This is a genomic window from Burkholderia guangdongensis (assembly GCF_013403875.1).
Lineage (GTDB): Bacteria > Pseudomonadota > Gammaproteobacteria > Burkholderiales > Burkholderiaceae > Burkholderia > Burkholderia guangdongensis.
The window spans coordinates 257336-275878 of record NZ_JACBNX010000004.1 but is presented as its reverse complement, the minus strand read 5'-3'; the positions used below and the strand labels follow the sequence as shown (position 1 = coordinate 275878).

The following is an 18543-nucleotide window of genomic DNA, read 5'->3' as shown; positions in this document are numbered from 1 at the left end:
GATTGCAGCATGCGTTGAAAAGCGTAGCACACGATATGGGTTCGCATGAGGTCCGGCGAGCCGCGTGGGCCGCATTTACGCGGTCTGCTGCTGATACTGGATCTTGTGCAGATGCGCGTAGAGGCCGTCGCGCAACAGCAGTTCGCGATGACTTCCCGACTCCGCGATCCGGCCCGCCTCGAGAACGAGGATGCGGTCCGCCCGCTCGATCGTCGACAGCCGGTGCGCGATCACGAGCGTCGTGCGGCCCTCCATCAGCCGCTCGAGCGCCGCCTGTACGTGGCGCTCCGATTCGGAGTCGAGCGCCGACGTCGCCTCGTCGAGAATCAGGATCGGCGCATCCTTGTAGATCGCGCGCGCGATCGCGAGGCGCTGCCGCTGGCCGCCCGACAGCCGCATCCCGTTGCCGCCGACCATCGCGTCGATGCCGTCGGGCATCGCGGCGACCGCGTCCGCGAGGTTCGCCGCGTCGAGCGCGGCCAGCACGCGCGCGCGGTCCGGCGTCTGGCCGTAGGCGACGTTCGCGGCGATCGTGTCGTTGAACAGCACGACGTCCTGGCTCACCATCGCGATCTGGCTACGCAGCGCATGCACGTCGTAGTCGGCCAGCGGCACGCCGTCGACCCGGATCGTGCCGCCGACCGGCGAGAAAAAGCGCGGCAGCAGATTCACCAGTGTGGTCTTGCCACTGCCCGACGGGCCCGCCAGCGCGACCATCTCGCCGGGGGCGACCTTGAACGAAATGCCGTCGAGCGTATTGCGCCCGCCTTCGGTATAGCCGAACGTCACGCTCTCGAATTCGATCTCGCCGCGTGCGCGGTCCAGCGAACGGCTGCCGCCCTTGTCCTCGATCGGTTCGTCGATCAGGCCGAAGATCAGCTCGCACGCGGTCACGGCGCGCTGCAACGGCTGGTTCACGTCGATCAGATGCTTGAGCGGCGAAATGATCAGCAACATCGACGTCACGAACGCGACGAAGCCGCCTACCGTGGTCTGGTCGTGCGCCGACTGCACCACCGCGACGGTGATCACGATTGCCAGCGCGATCGACGCGAGGAACTGCGTGAGCGGCTGTGCCAGGCCGCCGGCCACGGTCATGCGCATCGCATAGCCGCGCAGGCGTGTGGCCATTTCGCCGAAGCGCGAGATTTCGTATTGCTCGCCGTTATGGATCTTCACGACCTTGTAGCCGGCCACGGTCTCTTCGACGATGTACGACAGGTCGTTGGTCAGCATTTGCTGATCGCGGCCGAGTTGACGCAGACGGCGGTTGATCTTGCTCACGAACCAGCCGATGCCGGGCAGAATCACCGCGATGATCAGCGTCAGGCGCCAGTTCAGATAGAAGAGGTAGCCGAGCAGAAACACCACGGTCAGCGAGTCGCGCACCAGCGTCACCATCACGCTGACGAGCACGTTGAGGATCTGGTTGACCTCGAACACGATCGCGTTGATCACCGTGCTCGCGGTTTCGCGCTGGAAAAACGACGCGCCGGTATTGATCATACGGTTGAACATATCGAGGCGCATCTTCAGCAGGATGCGGTTCGACACGTAGGACAGCAAATATTGCGACGCGTACTGCGCGATGCCTCGCGCGAAGGCCAGGCCGATCACGGCAATCGGCACGAACCACACCGCCTGACGGCTGGCGTTGGCGCCGAAGCCGTGATCGAGGAGCGGCTTGAGCAGTGCCGGGATGCCGGCATCGGTGGCCGAACTGACGGCCATCGCGAGCACTCCGAGCAGGAGCATGCCGATCAGCGGGCGGACATAGGGCCAGAGCCGCTTGCCGACTTCGGAGGTTTGCGTCTGCGCGCCGCCGACCGGTTTTCTGAGGCTGGATTGATGCTTGCTCAAGACGATCCTTTGATGCGAATACGGAAGGGCCCGGGTGATGCCGCGAATTGGGGCAGATTATAAGTCGGCTGATTCCATGCTTGGCAAAACGCGCCGGTCACGCTGAGCGTGTTACGCCGCGAGCCCGAACGCATCCCTGATCTGCGCCTCGAACACGCCGGCCTCGGCGTGAATCATGCGCCGGTACGGCTCGAATTCGGCCGAACTGCCCGCGAAATCGCCAAAAATCGCGCCGATGATCTGACCGAACTGGTCGACGAACCGGCTCGTCTTCGGTTCCAGCTTGTACTTGGCCGGAATCGGCACATCCACCGGGTTGCCAGCCGAACCATGCCGGGCCGTCACGACGCAGCAACCATGAACGGCAGCCTCGCGCGGCAGGCGGTCGCGGCCCGGATGGTGGCCGAAATCGATATACACCTTTGCCGCGCAAAACGCGTCGGCAAGCTGCTCCCGGTTCAGACCACGCAGCGGCTTGAACTGCCATTGCGGATAGGCGCGGATCAAGCGCTCCGTAATGGCTCGCCCCTTGCTCGGGTTATACAGAATCACGTCGCCATGCTCCGCGTGTGCGAGCCGCTGCGGCAACGCAGCCAGATAAGCCGGATCGGTATAGACCGGAATCGAATCCGTCAGCGGCAGCACCTCGAAACCGCGCGCCTCGAGATACGCCTGCGCATGGTGGCTCTGAGCGAAATGCTTCAGATGCCGAAGCGCACCGACCCCGCCCAGCGGGCGCTTGCCCTTCACCCAGGCCTTGAAGTAGCGGAAGCGATCGCGCAGCGGGTTACCGTAGCGCACGCACGTGTAATTGTTCAGCGACATCCACCAGATCGCCGCATCGGCGTGCTTCACCCGCAACGCATCGGTCGGCATGATCTCCGGAAACACGATCAGCGTGCCGGGTTCGTCCGCATAGGGCTCCACCGGAGCCGCGTACTTACGGTACGGCTCGGGCGTATCGAATTTCCGGTCGAACGGGCTGTAGACAATCGCCGCGGCCTGCCCCAGCCGGTTCAGTTCGGCCACCAGTTGATGCAAGGCCTCCGGGCCGGCCGTCATCGCGCCACCGGGGCACACCACCCTGATCCTGGTATATCTGCTCATCCTCGCGCCGCCTCGTTCGTGAGCGGCGCAGCCTGTCGCGCCGCCTGTTCGCTCCATAACACCTGGGCGCCCAGGCACGCGATCATCAAGCCGTAAAACGACGCGGTGTATTTCAGCGTAAACATCTCGAAGCCGACACTCATCGACATCACGCAGACGATATAAAGCAGGCCGAGCCGGCTCGCACGCATCGCGACGGCATCGGCAGCGTTGCGCCGTTTCCAGAAGAACGCCAGCGGAATCAGGAACTGGCACAACACCGCCATACCGCCGGCTACGCCCGAGCGCAGCAGATTCGCCAGCAGTTCGTTATGCGGGCCGTGTTCGATCGCGATCGCCTGCGACGGCGGCGCGATCGAGGTGATCCACGGCTGGCTCAGATAAGCGAGGTAGCCGGTATCGCCATAGCCGCTCCACGGCCGATGCTTGAACAGCTCCCACGACATGTGCCACATGGTCAAGCGCAGGCCCGCCGAGGTATCGCGCTGGGTACCGGTCAACCATTGATGGATCTCGTTGTAGCCGCTGAGCACCCGTGCGGCAATGCCATGATCGAGCATCAGCACGGCGGCCAGTACCACGATGCATGCCGCCAGCCACCACGGCTTGACGTGGCGCCGGTTCAGCCAGAGCCAGAGCGCGAACACCACCGGTATCACATACCACGCGGTACGCGTGCCGGAGCCGATGACCAGATAGATGCCGACGAGCACGCCAAGCGACTGCCATCCCGTCAGCAGCACCCCGCTCCAGCCCGAGGTGAAACGAAGGCTGAACAGACAAAAGCCCGTCAGCACCAGGCCGTATACCCCGAACGTGTCGGTATCGACGAAATAAGTGGCATAGCGGCTGCCCCATTGGGCCGATGCCGCCGGATCCAGCCAGACCTCGAGCAGCATCACGTACAGACCCAGCGGCGCGGCGTAGCCCACGATGCGGGCGAAGTCGATGCGTCGCTGGTGGAAGTACAGCAGAACCGGAATCGCAAGCAGCATTCGCGACGGCGCATCGTAGGCCTTCAGCACCCATGCCTGCCGGAACAGCTGCCCCATCGCGAGCGCCACGATCGGCGCGGCCAGCGCCACCATCAACGGCACGAAGCGGTGCCACCGGCCACGCGATTCGGCCCACCACGCCCGGCCGTGCAGTAACGCGAGAAACAACAAGATGAACAAAGCCGCGTTGGTCGCACCACGCAAACTCAGGTATCCGGCCACGCCCAACCCGGCCACCAGCACCGCCGTGAAATCGCCCCATCGGCAACCGGGTGCAGCACTCTCCAGCGGCCGCGACTGGCACAACGCGCCGAGCCGCACACGGTCGAACAACATGCTCATTGATTTCGGATACCGCAAAATAATCGCCTGAATTTACCCGGCTGGAGAATAGCACAGAGGCCCGGCACACTCGGCCCGGCGGGGATGCCGAGTGACGGGTCTTGCCTGCGAGAGTTTGCCGCACCACGAGCTTGCTATACTTGCGCGAGCCTCGCCGCGCCTGCCAGACCTGCCTCGACCCATGCATCGCACCTCATGAGCGACCGTTCCGCCCCTCCCACTCTCAGCGCCATCATCATCACCAAGAACGAGGCTTGCGATATCGGCGCCTGCCTCGCGTCGCTGAAACCGTGGGTCGATGAAATCATCGTGTTCGATTCGGGCAGCACCGACGGCACGCAGGCAATCTGCCGCGAGCATGGCGCCATCGTTCATGAAACCGACTGGCCAGGCTTCGGGCCACAAAAGCAGCGTGCGCTGGATCAGGCGCGCGGCACCTGGGTGCTGTCGATCGATGCCGACGAGCGCGTTCCGGCAGAACTGCGCGACGAAATCCTGGCCTGCATCGCCGCCCCCACGGCCGAGCTGTACGATCTCCCGCGCCGCTCCAATTACTGCGGCGCCTGGATCCATCATAGCGGCTGGAGCCCCGACTACGTGCTGCGCCTGTTCCGGCGCGGCCGGGCGCGCTTCTCCGACGACCTGGTGCACGAACGGGTGATTGGCGTCGACGGCACGCGCGGCGAGCGGCTGAAAACACCGCTACTGCATTACACGTACCGCGATTTTTCCGAAGTACTCGGCAAAATCGACAGCTATTCGAGCTACGGCGCCGCGCAGAAAGTCGCGCGCGGCAAACACGGTGGCCTGCGCCGCGCGGTGCTGCACGGCATGTGGAATTTCATCCGCACCTATGTCGTCAAACTCGGTTTCCTCGACGGGAAAATGGGCTTCATCCTCGCCGTGTCGAACGCCGAAGCCTCGTACTATCGCTATCTCAAGATGATGCTGCTCCGTGACGACATCCGCGGCAACGAACCGCAAGCCCGACAATGACCCGCCCGAAGATCTACGATTGTTTCTGCTATTTCAACGAGGACATGCTGCTCGAGCTGCGGCTCGAAACGCTGTGGGACCATGTCGATTACTTCGTGATTTCAGAGGCGGTCTATACGCAAACCGGCAATCCGAAACCGCTCCATTTCGACATCGAGAAATTCGCGAAATACCGCGACAAGATTCGTTACCTGGTGGTCGATCATTTCCCGCCGGGCGCGCGCAGCGCGTGGAAGAACGAGAACTACCAGCGCAACTACCTGATCCATGGCCTGCACGACGCCCGGCCCGATGACTGGATCCTGGTCTCGGATCTCGACGAGATTCCATATCCGGCCACGATCCGCACATACGACCCGCGCTACCGCCGCGGCGATTTCCAGCAGCACGCGTATGCGTACTTCCTGAACAATCTGCTGGTGCGGGAAAATGACCAGCCCGCGATCTGGACCGGCTCCAAGATCACCACGATGCGTCAGGTCGAAAAGTTTTTCGGCACCGTCACGGCGGTACGCTCATACAAATCGTCGGGGCCGCTGCGCTCGCTGCGCCGCGCGTGGTTCCGGCGTTTCGAGGTTCAGCACCTGAGCCCGGGCGGCTGGCATTTTACGTGGGTGCTGCCGCCCGAGAAAATCGTGCTGAAGATGGAGAGCATCGCCGAGCAGGAATTCGTGCGCGAAGAATACAAGGATTTCGCGTATATCGATGCAAAGATCCGCGCCGGCGACGATCTGCTCAACCCGAACAGCCACTACCTGGCGCAAACGCTCGATGCCCCCCGGTTTCCGGCCTATCTGGTCGCGCATCAGGAACGCTATGCACAATGGCTGAGGCCGGTCTGAGCCGACCTCGAAAGCGCGCTTACACGCTGCTCTTCTCGCTGGACCTCGCGTCGCGCTCGGCCAGCGACATGAACTGCAACTGCGCCGGCAGATTCGGCTCCCATGCCGCGAGATCGAGCGTCGGGTAACGGCCGAACGCGTACATCAAGCGCTTCACGCGGCTCTTCAGGCTCGGCACCGGCACATCGGGCAGCGCGTCGCGCGGCTTGCCCGCACCATCGCGCATGTATTTCTGCTTGAATTCGCGCGGCGAGATCCCCCACTTCATCAGGAACTCGCGGCCGCCGCGGTTTCGCTTGATACGCCCGGTGCTGCGGCAGCTGAAGTGGTAGAGGCGGCTTTCGCCGACGATGCGGAACACGCGGCAACCCACCAGCCAGAGCTTGATCAGGAAGTCGTCGTCACTGCTCATGCCCGGCCCGAACTCGATACTGTAGCCGCCGACGCGGTGCCACAGCTCGCGGCTCACGAGCGTCGGCTGCGAGGCCACACCATCGCGGTCGGCGGTCTTGATCTGCCTGGCATGCGCAAGCAGGCCGGCCTCGTCGAAGGTTTCCGGACTCGTGCCGAATGCGCCGACCGATACCAGATCGTTGCCGGTCTTCGCGGGCTCGATCAGATGCGAGGACAGGTACGCGCACGAATGATCGAGCTTGCGCAGCGCGGCCTCGAAGGCCAGATCCCAGCCCGGCGTACAGAACATGTCATCGTTCATGAACAGGATCCAGTCGCGCGTTGCAAGGCGCGCCACGTCGTTCAACGCCACGCACACACCGACGTTGCCGCGGCTCCAGGTATGCGCGATGCCCTGTTCGCGCACCCAATCGAGGGTACCGTCGCTGCCGTCGTTCACGTGCACGAGAATCTCATGTTCATAAGCCGAATGCCGCCGGATACTGTCGATGCACAGCTTCAGATAAGGCAGGTTGTTCCAGGTCGGAATCAGGATGCTAAACATGCTTGTTCTCTCTCGGTATCGCGTCAACGCGCACTGCCGCCACGGGCACCGGCACGTTCAATAATTCAGCCGCGGCACGGATCACGCGCGCCGCGCTCAGCGTGGTCAGGCATTCGCTCGGGCTCGCCAGATGCTGCTCGCAGCCTTCCTTGAGGCACGGCACGCAAGCGCCCTCGCCTTGCAGCAGGTACACGTTACCATGCCGCGCCGTGCCCTTGCGTTGCCAGGGACTGGCGCCCGCCTCCCAGCCCTGGGGCCACGGCCCCCAGCGCACCGGATCCGACGGTCCGAACAGAGCCAGCGTCGGCGTGCCGGTGGCCGCCGCGATATGCGTGGCGCTGGTATCCGGGCCCACGTAAAGCCGTGCGCGCCGAATCATCTCGGCACTTTCCGCCAGCGAAAACTGCCCGGCCCGATTCAGCACCACGCCCGACAAACGGCTCGCGAGCTGCGCCGCATAGTCGCGCTCGGCCTGTGCCGGCCCACCGCTCAACGCGATCGCGAAACCTTGCGCCTGCAACCATTTCGCGAGCTCGACCCAGCCGTCCAGATGCCACATCTTGTACGCATACATCGGGTACGGATGCAGCACCACATAGGGTCGCCCCCGCAGCTCGCCGGCGCCATCGAAACGTTGCTCGAAACGCGCGATCGCGGCGGCATCGCGGCCAATGCCCGGCGGCACCACGTCGGCCAGCGGCGTGAGCCCGAGCGCGCGCGCCAGCAGCAGGCCGCTGTTGACCGTATGCACGTCGCCATCGTCCACCACATGGCGATCGAGCATCCAGCGATTGAAACGCGTGACGCGCCGGGGCTCCAGCAGGCCGACGCGCTTGCGGCCCGCGAACCAGCAATAAAAACGCGGCCGGTCCGAATTGATCGCGGCGCAGGCCAGATCGTACCGGCGCCAGATCCGCATCGCATCGGCGAAACGCTCGCCGATGCCGGTACGCTGCGCGACCGTGATCACCCTCCGGATATCGGGATTGTTCTCGAGCACGCCCTCGGTGCCGCGGAACACCAGCATGTCGATCTGCGCATCGGGCCAGCGGGCCTTCAGCGAACGCACGAGCGGCGTGGTCAGCAGCACATCGCCGATGCGACGCGTGCAGGCGACCAGGATCGTGCGCGGCGGACGGTCAGCGGGGAACAGGTCCAAAACTTGATCCATCCATCAACTGAACCTCGTTAATCTCTCTTTGCAATCGAACCGGCGTGCGTCGCACGTTCAATACGCGATCTCGGCCACGCTGCCGCCGAATGCGGCGCGCAGCTCCGCGAGCAGCGCATCGCTCGGCTTCACGCGCCACGCGTCGCCGAGGCGCATCTCGCCCTGTGCGCGCGCGCTGCTGTAGAGAATCTGCACCGCGAGCCCGTTCGGCGCGGGCGGTGGCGCGCGGCGCCCGCCTTCACGGCCACCTTCGCGGCCACCTTCGCGCCCGCCGCCGCGCGGCGCGGGCGCTTCGGCGACGCTCGCGGCCGGCTCGTCCTTCGCGACATGCGGCTCGAGCACGCGGCGCAGCACCGCCGCGTCCGCGTTGCCGTTCACGGTCAGCCGCACCGCCTGCGCGTAGCGGCTGCGCGCGCGCTCCAGATCCATCACCGAATCGGCGGTGAAGCGGATGCCGCCCGTGAACGCGTCGTTGCGCGCCTGCCCCTGCACGATCAGCAGTTCGTCTTCCTTGAACAGCGCCTTGTTCGCGTCGAACTGCTCGTTGAAGACCGTGATCTCGCACTGGCCCGAACCGTCGTCGAGCAGCGCGATCAGCATCTTGCCGCGCTGGGTCATCTGCGTGCGCAGCGACGCGATCACGCCGGCCACGAGCTTGTCGCGGCCTTCTTTCAACTCGCCGAGCTTCTGCCGCGCGAAGCGGCGCACCTCGTCGCGATACGCGTCGAACAGGTGCCCGGACAGATAGAAGCCGAGCGCGCCCTTCTCTTCCTGGAGCCGGCGCTTGTCGTCCCACGCTGGCTCGTCGACGAGCGCATGCGCGTGCGGCGACTCGGCGCCCATGTCGAACAGGCCCGCCTGCATCGCGTTCGCCTCGGCCTGGTCGGCCGCTTCCATCGCGAGCGGCACCGACGCGAGCAACTGCGCGCGGTTCGCGTTCAGCGAATCGAACGCGCCCGCGCGAATCAGCGCTTCGACGGTCCGCCGGTTCACGACGCGCCGGTCGATCCGCTCGCAGAAATCGAACAGGTCGGAGAACGGCTTTTCCTCGCGCGCGCGCAGGATCTCCTCGATCGCGTTCTGGCCGCTGCCCTTCACCGCGCCGAGGCCGTAGCGGATCGTGCGCGAACGCTTGCCGTCGGCTTGCGCGACCGGCACGAAGCGGTAGTGCGACTGGTTGATGTCGGGCGGCAGCACGGCGAGATTGTTCACGACGCAGTCGTCGAACAGGATCTTCACCTTGTCGGTGTCGTCCATCGCGAGCGTCATGTTGGCCGCCATGAATTCGGCCGGATGATGCGCCTTCAGCCACGCGGTGTAGTACGCGAGCAGCGCGTACGCGGCTGCGTGCGACTTGTTGAAGCCGTAGCCCGCGAACTTCTCCATCAGGTCGAAGATCTCGTCGGATTTCTCGCGCGCGAGGCCGTTCTTCGCCGCGCCCTCGGCGAAGATCTCGCGGTGCTGGGCCATCTCCTCGGCCTTCTTCTTGCCCATCGCCCGGCGCAGCAAGTCCGCGCCACCGAGCGAGTAGCCGCCGATGATCTGCGCCATCTGCATCACCTGCTCCTGATAGACCATGATCCCGTAGGTCTCTTTCAGGACGGGTTCGACACGCGGATCCGGATAGTCGACCTTCTCGCGCCCGTGCTTGCGCGCGCAGAAGCTCGGGATCAGATCCATCGGGCCCGGGCGGTACAGCGACACGAGCGCGATGATGTCCTCGAAGCGGTCGGGCTGCGCATCCTTCAGCATCCCCTGCATCCCGCGGCTTTCCAGCTGGAACACGGCGACCGTGTTCGCCTTCTTCAGGATCTGGAACGACGCCGGATCGTCGAGCGGCACCTGCGCGAGCGACCAGTCGGCCTTCGATGGATCGAGCATCCGGATGTAGCGCTCGGCCCAGTCGAGAATCGTCAGCGTGGTCAGGCCCAGAAAGTCGAACTTCACGAGGCCGACCGCCTCGACGTCGTCCTTGTCGTACTGGCTGACGACGCCGCCGTCGTCGCCCTGCGCGTACAGCGGGCAGAAATCGGTCAGCTTGCCGGGCGCGATCAGCACGCCGCCCGCGTGCATCCCGACGTTGCGCGTCAGCCCCTCGACGCGCTGCGCGAGATCGAGCAGTTGATGGACTTCGTCCTCGTTGTCGTAACGCTCCTGCAGCAGCGGCTCTTCCTTCATCGCATCCGCGATCGTCACGTGCTTGCCCGGCTTGAACGGGATCAGCTTCGCGACGCCGTCGGTGAACATGTAGCCGAGGTCGAGCACGCGGCCGATGTCGCGCACCGCCGCCTTCGCGGCCATCGTGCCGAACGTCGCGATCTGCGACACCGCGTCCGCGCCGTACTTCTCCTTCACGTACTGGATCACGCGATCGCGGCCGTGCTGGCAGAAGTCGATGTCGAAGTCGGGCATCGACACCCGCTCCGGGTTCAGGAAACGCTCGAACAGCAGGTTGTAGCGCAGCGGATCGAGATCGGTGATGCCGAGCGAATACGCGACGAGCGAGCCCGCGCCCGAGCCGCGGCCGGGACCGACCGGCACGCCGTTGTTCTTCGCCCAGTTGATGAAGTCCGCAACGATCAGGAAGTAGCCCGGAAAGCCCATCTTCGTGATCGTCCCGCATTCGAAATCGAGACGCTTGTAATACGTGTCGCGCTGCGCATCGCGCTCGGCCGCGTCCGGGAAAAGCTGCTCGAGACGCTTCTCGAGGCCCTCCTTCGACAGCTGGACCAGATAGTCGTCGAGCGACATGCCGTCGGGCGTCGGAAAGAGCGGCAGCTTCGGCTTGCCGAGTTCGAGCGTCAGGTTGCAGCGCTTCGCGATCTCGACCGTGTTCGCGACCGCCGACGGCAGATCGGCGAACAGCGCGGCCATGTCGTCCTGCGTGCGGAAATGCTGGTCGGTCGTGAAGCGCTTCTGGCGGCGCGGGTTCGCGAGGATGTCGCCTTCCGAGATGCACACGCGCGCCTCGTGCGCGGTGAAATCGTCGTCGGTCATGTACTGCGTCGGATGCGTCGCGACGACCGGCAGCTTCAGCGACGCCGCGAGCGTGGCCGCCTGCTGGATATACGCCTCGGCGCCCGGCTGCCCGTAGCGCTGCAGTTCGACGTAGAAGCCGCCCGGGAAGCACGCGGCCCAGCGCTGCGCATGGCGGCTCGCGGCCGCCTCGTTGCCGGCCGCGAGCGCGAGGCCGATGTCGCCCTGCTGCGCGCCCGACAGTGCGAGCAGGCCCTCGGCCAGCTCCGTCTCGAGCCATTGCGCGTCGACTTCGGCGCGGCCGCGGTACTGGTTCGTGAGCCACGCCTTCGTCAGCAGCTCGCAAAGATTCAGGTAGCCGCGCTTGTCCTTCACGAGCAGCAGCAGACGCGACGGTTTGTCGCGGTCGTCCGGATTCGTGATCCAGACGTCGCACCCGGCGATCGGCTTGATGCCCTTGCCGCGGGCTTCCTTGTAGAAACGGACGAGACCGAATGCGTTGCCGAGATCGGTCAGCGCGAGCGCGCCCTGGCCGTCCGCGGCGGCCGCCTTGACGATGTCGTCGAGACGAACGATGCCGTCGGCAATCGAGAATTCGGAGTGAACGCGAAGATGGACGAAGCGGGGATCTGACATGGGCGCTATTGTAGCCGGCCCGCCGCGGACGCTGCCCAAAAAATCCCGCCGTTGGGCCCCCGTTGGCCGTTCAGCCGATGCGGCGGCCCGCGGCCCGTCATCGGCCAAACGGCCAGGTGCCGGCCGACGCGCCGTTTGCGGGATAATACGGGTTTTCGAATCCTTCGCCCGGCTTCGCACCCCTTTTTATGGCGTGCGCGCGTGTTTCCGCCACGCGGCCGCGGCCGCTTTCTCGTCCGACCATCATGAGTATCGTCAATCTCGCCGCCTACCGATTCGTGTCGATCGACTCGACTGAAGCGTGGCGCCCGCTCGTCGCCGCTCGCTGCAACGAACTCGGCCTGCGCGGCACGATCCTGCTCGCGCCCGAGGGGATCAACCTGTTCATCGCGGGCCCGCGCGACGCGACCGACGCATTCATCGCGTATCTGCGCGACGATCCGCTGTTCGAGGGCAAGTTCGCCGATCTGCAGTTCAAGGAGAGCCTGTCCGACGCGCAGCCGTTCCGCCGGATGCTCGTGCGGCTGAAGCGCGAAATCATCACGATGAAGAAGCCGACGATCCGGCCGGAGCTCGGCCGCGCGCCGTCCGTCGACGCGCGCACGCTGAAGGCGTGGCTCGATCGCGGCCACGACGACGACGGCCGCCCGGTCGTGATGCTCGACACCCGCAACGCGTTCGAGGTCGACGTCGGCACGTTCGACCACGCGCTCGACTACCGGATCGCGAAGTTCAGCGAATTCCCGGACGTGATCGAAGCGAACCGCGCGGATCTCGAAGGCAAGACCGTCGTGTCGTTCTGCACCGGCGGAATCCGCTGCGAGAAGGCCGCGATCCACATGAAGGGCGCCGGCATCGACCACGTCTATCAGCTCGAAGGCGGGATCCTCAAGTATTTCGAGGAAGTCGGCGGCGCGCACTATCACGGCGACTGCTTCGTGTTCGACTATCGCACCGCGCTGAATCCGCAACTCGAGCCGACCGCGAACGTCACGTGCTTCGCGTGCCGCGCGGTCGTCACGCCCGACGCGCAACAATCGCCGGACTACGTGCCCGGCCAGTCGTGCCCGGCCTGCGCGCACACCCCGGCCGCGCCGCACGCGGCCTGAACGCCGCCTTCGTCCGTCAGGCCAGATGAGCGCTTATCGCGGCCGCTTCGCGCCGTCGCCAACCGGCCCGCTGCATTTCGGCTCGCTCGTCGGCGCGCTCGCGAGCTGGCTCGACGCGCGCGCGCATCGCGGCGCGTGGCTCGTGCGGATCGAGGATCTCGACGGGCCGCGCACCGTGCCCGGCGCGGCTGACGACATTCTGCGCACGCTCGCGCATTTCGGGATGGCGCCGGACGAGCCGCCCGTCTGGCAAAGCCGGCGCGACGCGCATTACGCGGCGGCGCTCGCGCAACTCACCGCGGGCGGCCTGGTCTATCCGTGCGGCTGCACGCGCAAGGAAATCGCCGATTCGCTGCGCGCCGCGCACGAGCGCCATACGACGCTCGCGTATCCGGGCACGTGCCGCGATGGGCTGCACGGCAAGCGTGCGCGCACGTGGCGGCTGCGCGTGCCGGACGGCAACGCCGCGATCGTCACGTTCGACGACCGCTGGCAGCGCACGCAAACGCAGAATCTCGCGACCGACGTCGGCGATTTCGTGCTGAAGCGCGCGGACGGCCAGTGGGCGTATCAGCTCGCGGTCGTCGTCGACGATGCCGACGCGGGCATCACGCATGTCGTGCGCGGCGCCGACCTGCTCGATTCGACCGCGCGGCAGATCTATCTGCAGCGCTGTCTCGGCGCGCCGACGCCCGCGTATCTGCACGTGCCGGTCGTCGTCGACACGCACGGCGAGAAGCTCAGCAAGCAGACCGGCGCGACCGCGCTCGAGCGCGACGATCCGCTGCCGGCGCTGCGCGCCGCAGCCGCGCATCTCGGCCTCGCGGTCGAAGGCGACGCGCCCGGCATCGCGCGCGATGCGTTTCTTTTGGCCGCGACTGCCGCGTGGGCGCGCCGCTTCGGGCCGGGCACCGGCTGAGCGCGACTGACTGAGTACGATTAACTGAGCGCAAATAAAAACGGGCACATGCTCATCGCATGCACCCGTTGCATCCCGCCCTCGCCGGAACCGCCGGCTTTGCGCTTCGCGCGCCGCGCCGCTCAGGCGGACGGCTTCCTGGGCATCCCGAATCCGCCGAGCAGCGCGGCGACCTGACGCTTCGGCTTCTTCTCCGGCTGCGAGGACTGCACGTCCTCGATCGGCTTCGCCTGCGCCGACGGCTCGTACGGCTTCAGGAAAAAATCGTCGATCGGCGCCTCGTGACGGCGATGATGGCCTCGCTCGCCGCCCGCCGGACGCCGGCTCGACGCGCCGCGATGCTCGTCGCGATCGCGGCGGCCGCCGCGCTCACCGCCCCGTTCGCCGCGTTCGCCCCGTTCGCCGCGTTCGTCGTACCGATGGCGCGCCGGCTTGTCGAGCGCCAGCGACTGCACGTCGAGCGGACGCTTGATCAGCTTCTCGATATCGGCGAGTTGCTTGCGCTCGTTCGGGCTGCACAGCGACAGCGCATCGCCCGTCGCCCCCGCGCGGCCCGTGCGGCCGATCCGGTGCACGTAGTCCTCCGCGCTGAACGGCAGGTCGAAGTTGATCACGGCCGGCAGCTCGACAATGTCGAGGCCGCGCGCGGCGACGTCGGTCGCGACGAGCGCCTCGATCTCGCCGCGCTTGAACGCGTCGAGCGCCTGCATCCGCTCGATCTGCGTCTTGTCGCCGTGGATCGCCGACGCGACGACGCCGTCGCGCTCGAGCTGGCGCGCGAGGCGGCTCGCGCCGATCTTGCTGTTGCAGAACACGAGCACCTGCTTGAGTTCGCGGCCGCGGATCAGCTGCACGACGGCCGCCTGCTTGTCGCCCTCGGCGACGTCGTAGACGATCTGCGTGACGTTCGCGTTCGTCGAGTTGCTGCGCGCGACCTCGATCGTCTGCGGGTTGCGCAGATACGTCGACGCGAGCTTCTTGATCTCCGGCGAGAACGTCGCCGAGAACAGCAGCGTCTGACGCTCCTTCGGCAGCAGGTTCAGGATCCGCTGCAGGTCGGGCAGGAAGCCCATGTCGAGCATCCGATCGGCCTCGTCGAGCACGAGGATCTGCACCTGGCCGAGGTTCGCGGTTTTCTGCTGCACGTGGTCGAGCAGGCGCCCCGGCGTCGCGATCAGGACTTCGACGCCGCGGCGCAGCTCGGCCATCTGCGGATTCATGTCGACACCGCCGAACACGACCGCGCTGCGCAACGCCGTGTGCTTCCCGTACGACTGCACGTTCGCGGCGACCTGGTCGGCGAGCTCGCGGGTCGGCGTCAGGATCAGCGCGCGCACCGGGTGGCGCGCCGGCGACGCGCTCGTGTTCGCCTGCGGCAGCAGCCGCTGGATGATCGGCAGCGAGAAGCTCGCGGTCTTGCCGGTGCCCGTCTGCGCGGCGCCCATCACGTCGCGGCCGGCGAGCACGACCGGAATCGCCTTCGCCTGGATCGGCGTCGGCGTCGTATAACCCTGCTCCGCAATGGCTTTCAGGATATCGGCGTCGAGGCCGAATTGGTCGAAGGTTGCGTCGACGGGCGTGGCAACAGAATCGGACATGGTGGCGTTTCGCTCAAAAGGCGCGGCGGAACATCGGGCGTCGGGCGGCCCCGCGGGGCTGCTGCGCAAACAATGGTTCGGAATGATGACGGAGCCGCGGCGCGCCGCTCGGCGCCGCCCTGGCGCTCGGGCCGAAAGGGCTCCGTCCGGCGCGGTATGCCGGCGGAAAGGGACGTATTGTAGCACCGTGCGGCGACGCAACCGTGACAGCCGGCATTCGCGGGTCCGATTGTGCTGCGTCGCAACAACACATGCCGCGGCGATGCGGCACGTGCAGCGCGGATCGGAACGGGCCGGGCGCGAGCGGTGCGCGCTCGCGCCGCCGGGTCAGGCCGTCCGGCCGCTCACCACTTCAGCTTCTTCTTTTTCTTCACGATCTCGACGCAGTCCGCCAGCAGCGGCGGCGCCTTCGCATCGGCGATCTCGTCGCGCAGCGTGCCTTCGTTGCCCTTCTGCAACCACGTGTAGCGGCCGGCCTGATAGTGGACGCCCGACGCGGATACGGTGTCGACGAACAGCAGTTGCTGGCCGTCGACCGGCACGAGCGCGAAGCTCTGGCCGTTGCTCGAGCGCCAGTACGACACGCGCACCGGCTTCGGCTGGTTCGCGCACTGGTACAGCGTGGTCTGGCGCGCGTCGGCGTCGACTTCCTCGACGGTGAGCTGTGCGGCATGCGCCGCGGAAAGGGTCAGCCCGACGACAGCGAGCGCGGCGAGGGTTTGACGAAACATACAGGTACTCCTCCTCTTTTCTTTTTGAGCAACGCGTGAAATGACCGGCGCACGGGCGCCGCTCAGGGAATCGAATTCAGGGATCGATCACGTCCGCGCAAGCGTCGGTCGGCGCGGCCGCGACGTGCCCGACGACCGGGACGATCTTCAGGCCCGCCGACACGATCCGGCACGGCGCGGCCGCGAGGCCGCAGCCGGACAGGCCCGCGCAGAGCGCGAGCGCGGCGGCGGCCGTGAGCGCGCGCCGCAGCACGCGCAGCGGCGTCATCGCGCCCCTCCGGCGGACGTCGGCCGCACCGCGGCGGCCGCGCGCTTCGCGCGCTCGCGGGCTTCGTCGACGTCGGCGCCCGTCGCGAGCGCGACGCCCATCCGGCGCTTCACGAAGCTCTCCGGCTTGCCGAACAGGCGCAGGTCGGCGCCCGGCACCGCCAGCGCGTCGCGCACGCCTTCGAACGCGATGCCCGGCTCGTCGAGCCCGCCGTAGATCACGGCCGACGCAGCCGGCGAGCGCAGCGACGGATCGACCGGCAAGCCGAGGATCGCGCGCGCGTGGAGCTCAAATTCGGACTGGCGCTGCGACGCGAGCGTGACGAGGCCCGTGTCGTGCGGGCGCGGGCTCACTTCGGAGAACCACACGTCGTCGCCGCGCACGAACAGCTCGACGCCGAACAGGCCGCGCCCGCCGAGCGCCTCGGTCACCTTGTGCGCGACGTCGCGGGCGCGCGCGAGCGCGGTCGCGCTCATCGGTTGCGGCTGCCACGATTCGACGTAGTCGCCGGCAACCTGCACGTGGCCGACCGGCTCGCAGAAATACGTGCGGGTGTCGAGCGTCGCGGGATCGAGCGCGCGCACGGTCAGCAGCGTGATCTCGTAGTCGAAGTCGACGAAGCCCTCGACGATCACGCGGCCGTGGTTCACGCGACCGCCCGCGAGCGCGTACTGCCACGCGGGCTCGACGTCGGCGTCGGTCTTCACGACCGACTGCCCCTTGCCCGACGACGACATCACCGGTTTCACGACGCACGGCATCCCGATGTCGGCGATGGCGGCCTTGAACGCGTCGAACGAATCCGCGAACGCGTACGGCGACGTCGGCAGGCCAAGCTCCTCGGCCGCGAGCCGGCGGATTCCCTCGCGGTTCATCGTGAGCTGCGTCGCGCGCGCGGTCGGGATCACCTCGGCGAGCCCGGCGGCCTCGATGCCGGCGAGCGCATCGGTGGCGATCGCCTCGATCTCGGGCACGATCAGATGCGGCCGCTCGGTCTCGACGAGCGCGCGCAGCGCCGCGGCGTCGGTCATGTCGATCACGTGCGCGCGATGCGCGACCTGGTGCCCGGGCGCGTCCGGATAGCGGTCGACCGCGATCACTTCGACGCCGAGCCGCTGCAGCGCGATGATGACTTCCTTGCCGAGTTCGCCGGCGCCGAGCAGCATGACGCGCGTCGCGGACGGCGAAAGCGGCGTACCGAGCCGCTGACCGATCTGCATGTACGTTTCCGAGAATGAAGAGTTGAACGAAATCAACCGCGATGCTAGCACGCGCGCCCCCGCGCGTAGCCCCCCAATTCCGGGATGCCGGGCATCAGTACGGCGTAGCGTGCCGCGCGCGCGTCGCGCGAACGATTTGCCGGCCGGATGGTCGACTCGCCTTGCGCGACGCGAGTGCGTTACTCTTACGCCTTGTTCAGCTCATCGATGAAGGAACGAGGCTCATGTTCCACTCCACCGCAGCCGCCCGCGTGCGCGCCCGTCTCGGCGCACCGCTCGGCGCGCTGTCGCCGCTGTCGTTTGCAGTGCTTCTCTCCGCGCTTCTCGGCGCCTGCGCGATGCCGACCCACCCCGATTCGTCCGCCCCCGCTCCCGATCCGTTCAACCCCGCCACCGTCCAGCTGCTCGACGACACGAGCTGGGCGCTGACCGGCTGGCAGAACGCCGACGGCACGTCGCGCGCGGTGCCGCACGGCCCGAGCGACGGGAGCGGCGAGCCGGTCGCGCTGACGCTGTCGACGGCCGACGGCGTGCGCCGCGCGTCCGGCTACGCCGGCTGCAACCGCTACACGGGCACCTACGATCTGAAGAACGGCGCGCTGAGCTTCGGCCCGCTCGCGAGCACGCGAATGGCCTGCGCGAGCGCCGGCGGCGCGCTCGAGCCTGCGTACCTCGACGCGCTCGCGCACATCGCGAAGACCGGCGTGCAGATGCGCGCGCCGCAGCAGCTTTTCATCGTGACCGACGACGGCGCGACGCTGACGTTCGCGCGACGCAGTCCGTAACCCCGATCCGCGCGGCGCGGCGCGACGTTG

The 18543-nt window shown here is 66.8% G+C and carries 15 protein-coding genes; 5 read left to right on the top strand and 10 right to left on the bottom strand.

What is annotated here, in order from left to right:
- Nucleotides 1–75: 75 nt before the first annotated feature.
- The 3 genes from msbA to HZI36_RS06135 all read right to left on the bottom strand — a co-directional run bounded on the left by msbA (nt 76) and on the right by HZI36_RS06135 (nt 4304).
- The gene (gene msbA / locus HZI36_RS06145; protein WP_179401738.1) at nt 76–1860 is read right to left on the bottom strand and encodes a lipid A export permease/ATP-binding protein MsbA; all 1785 of its coding nucleotides are present in this window, start codon (nt 1858–1860) and stop codon (nt 76–78) included.
- A 111-nt stretch (nt 1861–1971) separates the two neighbouring features.
- On the bottom strand, nt 1972–2922 hold the full coding sequence (locus tag HZI36_RS06140; RefSeq protein WP_246326980.1) for a hypothetical protein: 951 nt from the start codon (nt 2920–2922) through the stop codon (nt 1972–1974).
- Between the two features lie 41 nt (nt 2923–2963).
- Complete coding sequence (locus tag HZI36_RS06135) at nt 2964–4304, bottom strand: O-antigen ligase family protein (RefSeq protein ID WP_179401737.1); 1341 nt, start codon at nt 4302–4304, stop codon at nt 2964–2966.
- Nucleotides 4305–4499: 195 nt separating this feature from the next.
- On the opposite strand from HZI36_RS06135, the gene HZI36_RS06130 reads away from it, so the two are divergent.
- Both HZI36_RS06130 and HZI36_RS06125 read left to right on the top strand, forming a co-directional pair.
- Nucleotides 4500–5300, top strand: coding sequence for a glycosyltransferase family 2 protein (locus tag HZI36_RS06130; RefSeq protein ID WP_179401736.1), 801 nt, complete (start codon nt 4500–4502; stop codon nt 5298–5300).
- Complete coding sequence (locus HZI36_RS06125; RefSeq protein ID WP_179401735.1) at nt 5297–6142, top strand: glycosyltransferase family 17 protein; 846 nt, start codon at nt 5297–5299, stop codon at nt 6140–6142. The genes HZI36_RS06130 and HZI36_RS06125 overlap by 4 nt, the downstream gene beginning before the upstream one ends.
- Before the next feature lie 19 nt (nt 6143–6161).
- Here the strand turns inward: HZI36_RS06125 and HZI36_RS06120 are convergent, their stop codons facing one another.
- The 3 genes from HZI36_RS06120 to dnaE are packed head-to-tail and all read right to left on the bottom strand — an operon-like array spanning nt 6162 to nt 11883.
- Nucleotides 6162–7100 carry a glycosyltransferase family 2 protein gene (locus HZI36_RS06120; RefSeq protein WP_179401734.1) on the bottom strand — a complete coding sequence of 313 codons (939 nt, stop codon included), beginning with the start codon at nt 7098–7100 and terminating at the stop codon, nt 6162–6164.
- Complete coding sequence (locus HZI36_RS06115) at nt 7093–8271, bottom strand: glycosyltransferase family 9 protein (RefSeq protein WP_179401733.1); 1179 nt, start codon at nt 8269–8271, stop codon at nt 7093–7095. The genes HZI36_RS06120 and HZI36_RS06115 overlap by 8 nt, the downstream gene beginning before the upstream one ends.
- Before the next feature lie 57 nt (nt 8272–8328).
- Entirely contained in the window at nt 8329–11883 is a 3555-nt protein-coding gene (gene dnaE / locus HZI36_RS06110; protein WP_179401732.1) for a DNA polymerase III subunit alpha, read from the bottom strand.
- A 245-nt stretch (nt 11884–12128) separates the two neighbouring features.
- Between dnaE and HZI36_RS06105 the strand changes: the two genes are divergently transcribed.
- Together HZI36_RS06105 and gluQRS are read left to right on the top strand one after the other, a co-directional pair.
- The gene (locus HZI36_RS06105) at nt 12129–12992 is read left to right on the top strand and encodes a sulfurtransferase (RefSeq protein WP_179401731.1); all 864 of its coding nucleotides are present in this window, start codon (nt 12129–12131) and stop codon (nt 12990–12992) included.
- A 25-nt stretch (nt 12993–13017) separates the two neighbouring features.
- Nucleotides 13018–13911, top strand: a complete 894-nt coding sequence (gene gluQRS, locus HZI36_RS06100) for a tRNA glutamyl-Q(34) synthetase GluQRS (RefSeq protein WP_179401730.1) — start codon at nt 13018–13020, stop codon at nt 13909–13911.
- Nucleotides 13912–14033: 122 nt separating this feature from the next.
- Here gluQRS and HZI36_RS06095 read toward each other — a convergent pair whose 3' ends face one another.
- The 4 genes from HZI36_RS06095 to purT form a co-directional block, all read right to left on the bottom strand.
- Complete coding sequence (locus HZI36_RS06095; protein WP_246326979.1) at nt 14034–15509, bottom strand: DEAD/DEAH box helicase; 1476 nt, start codon at nt 15507–15509, stop codon at nt 14034–14036.
- A gap of 344 nt (nt 15510–15853) precedes the next feature.
- The gene (locus HZI36_RS06090; protein ID WP_179401728.1) at nt 15854–16240 is read right to left on the bottom strand and encodes an MliC family protein; all 387 of its coding nucleotides are present in this window, start codon (nt 16238–16240) and stop codon (nt 15854–15856) included.
- A gap of 76 nt (nt 16241–16316) precedes the next feature.
- On the bottom strand, nt 16317–16508 hold the full coding sequence (locus HZI36_RS06085) for a DUF6726 family protein (protein WP_179401727.1): 192 nt from the start codon (nt 16506–16508) through the stop codon (nt 16317–16319).
- Complete coding sequence (gene purT, locus HZI36_RS06080) at nt 16505–17728, bottom strand: formate-dependent phosphoribosylglycinamide formyltransferase (RefSeq protein ID WP_179401726.1); 1224 nt, start codon at nt 17726–17728, stop codon at nt 16505–16507. Before purT ends, HZI36_RS06085 begins: the two co-directional genes overlap by 4 nt.
- A 224-nt stretch (nt 17729–17952) precedes the next feature.
- Between purT and HZI36_RS06075 the strand changes: the two genes are divergently transcribed.
- Entirely contained in the window at nt 17953–18513 is a 561-nt protein-coding gene (locus HZI36_RS06075; protein WP_179401725.1) for an META domain-containing protein, read from the top strand.
- Nucleotides 18514–18543: the final 30 nt, after the last annotated feature.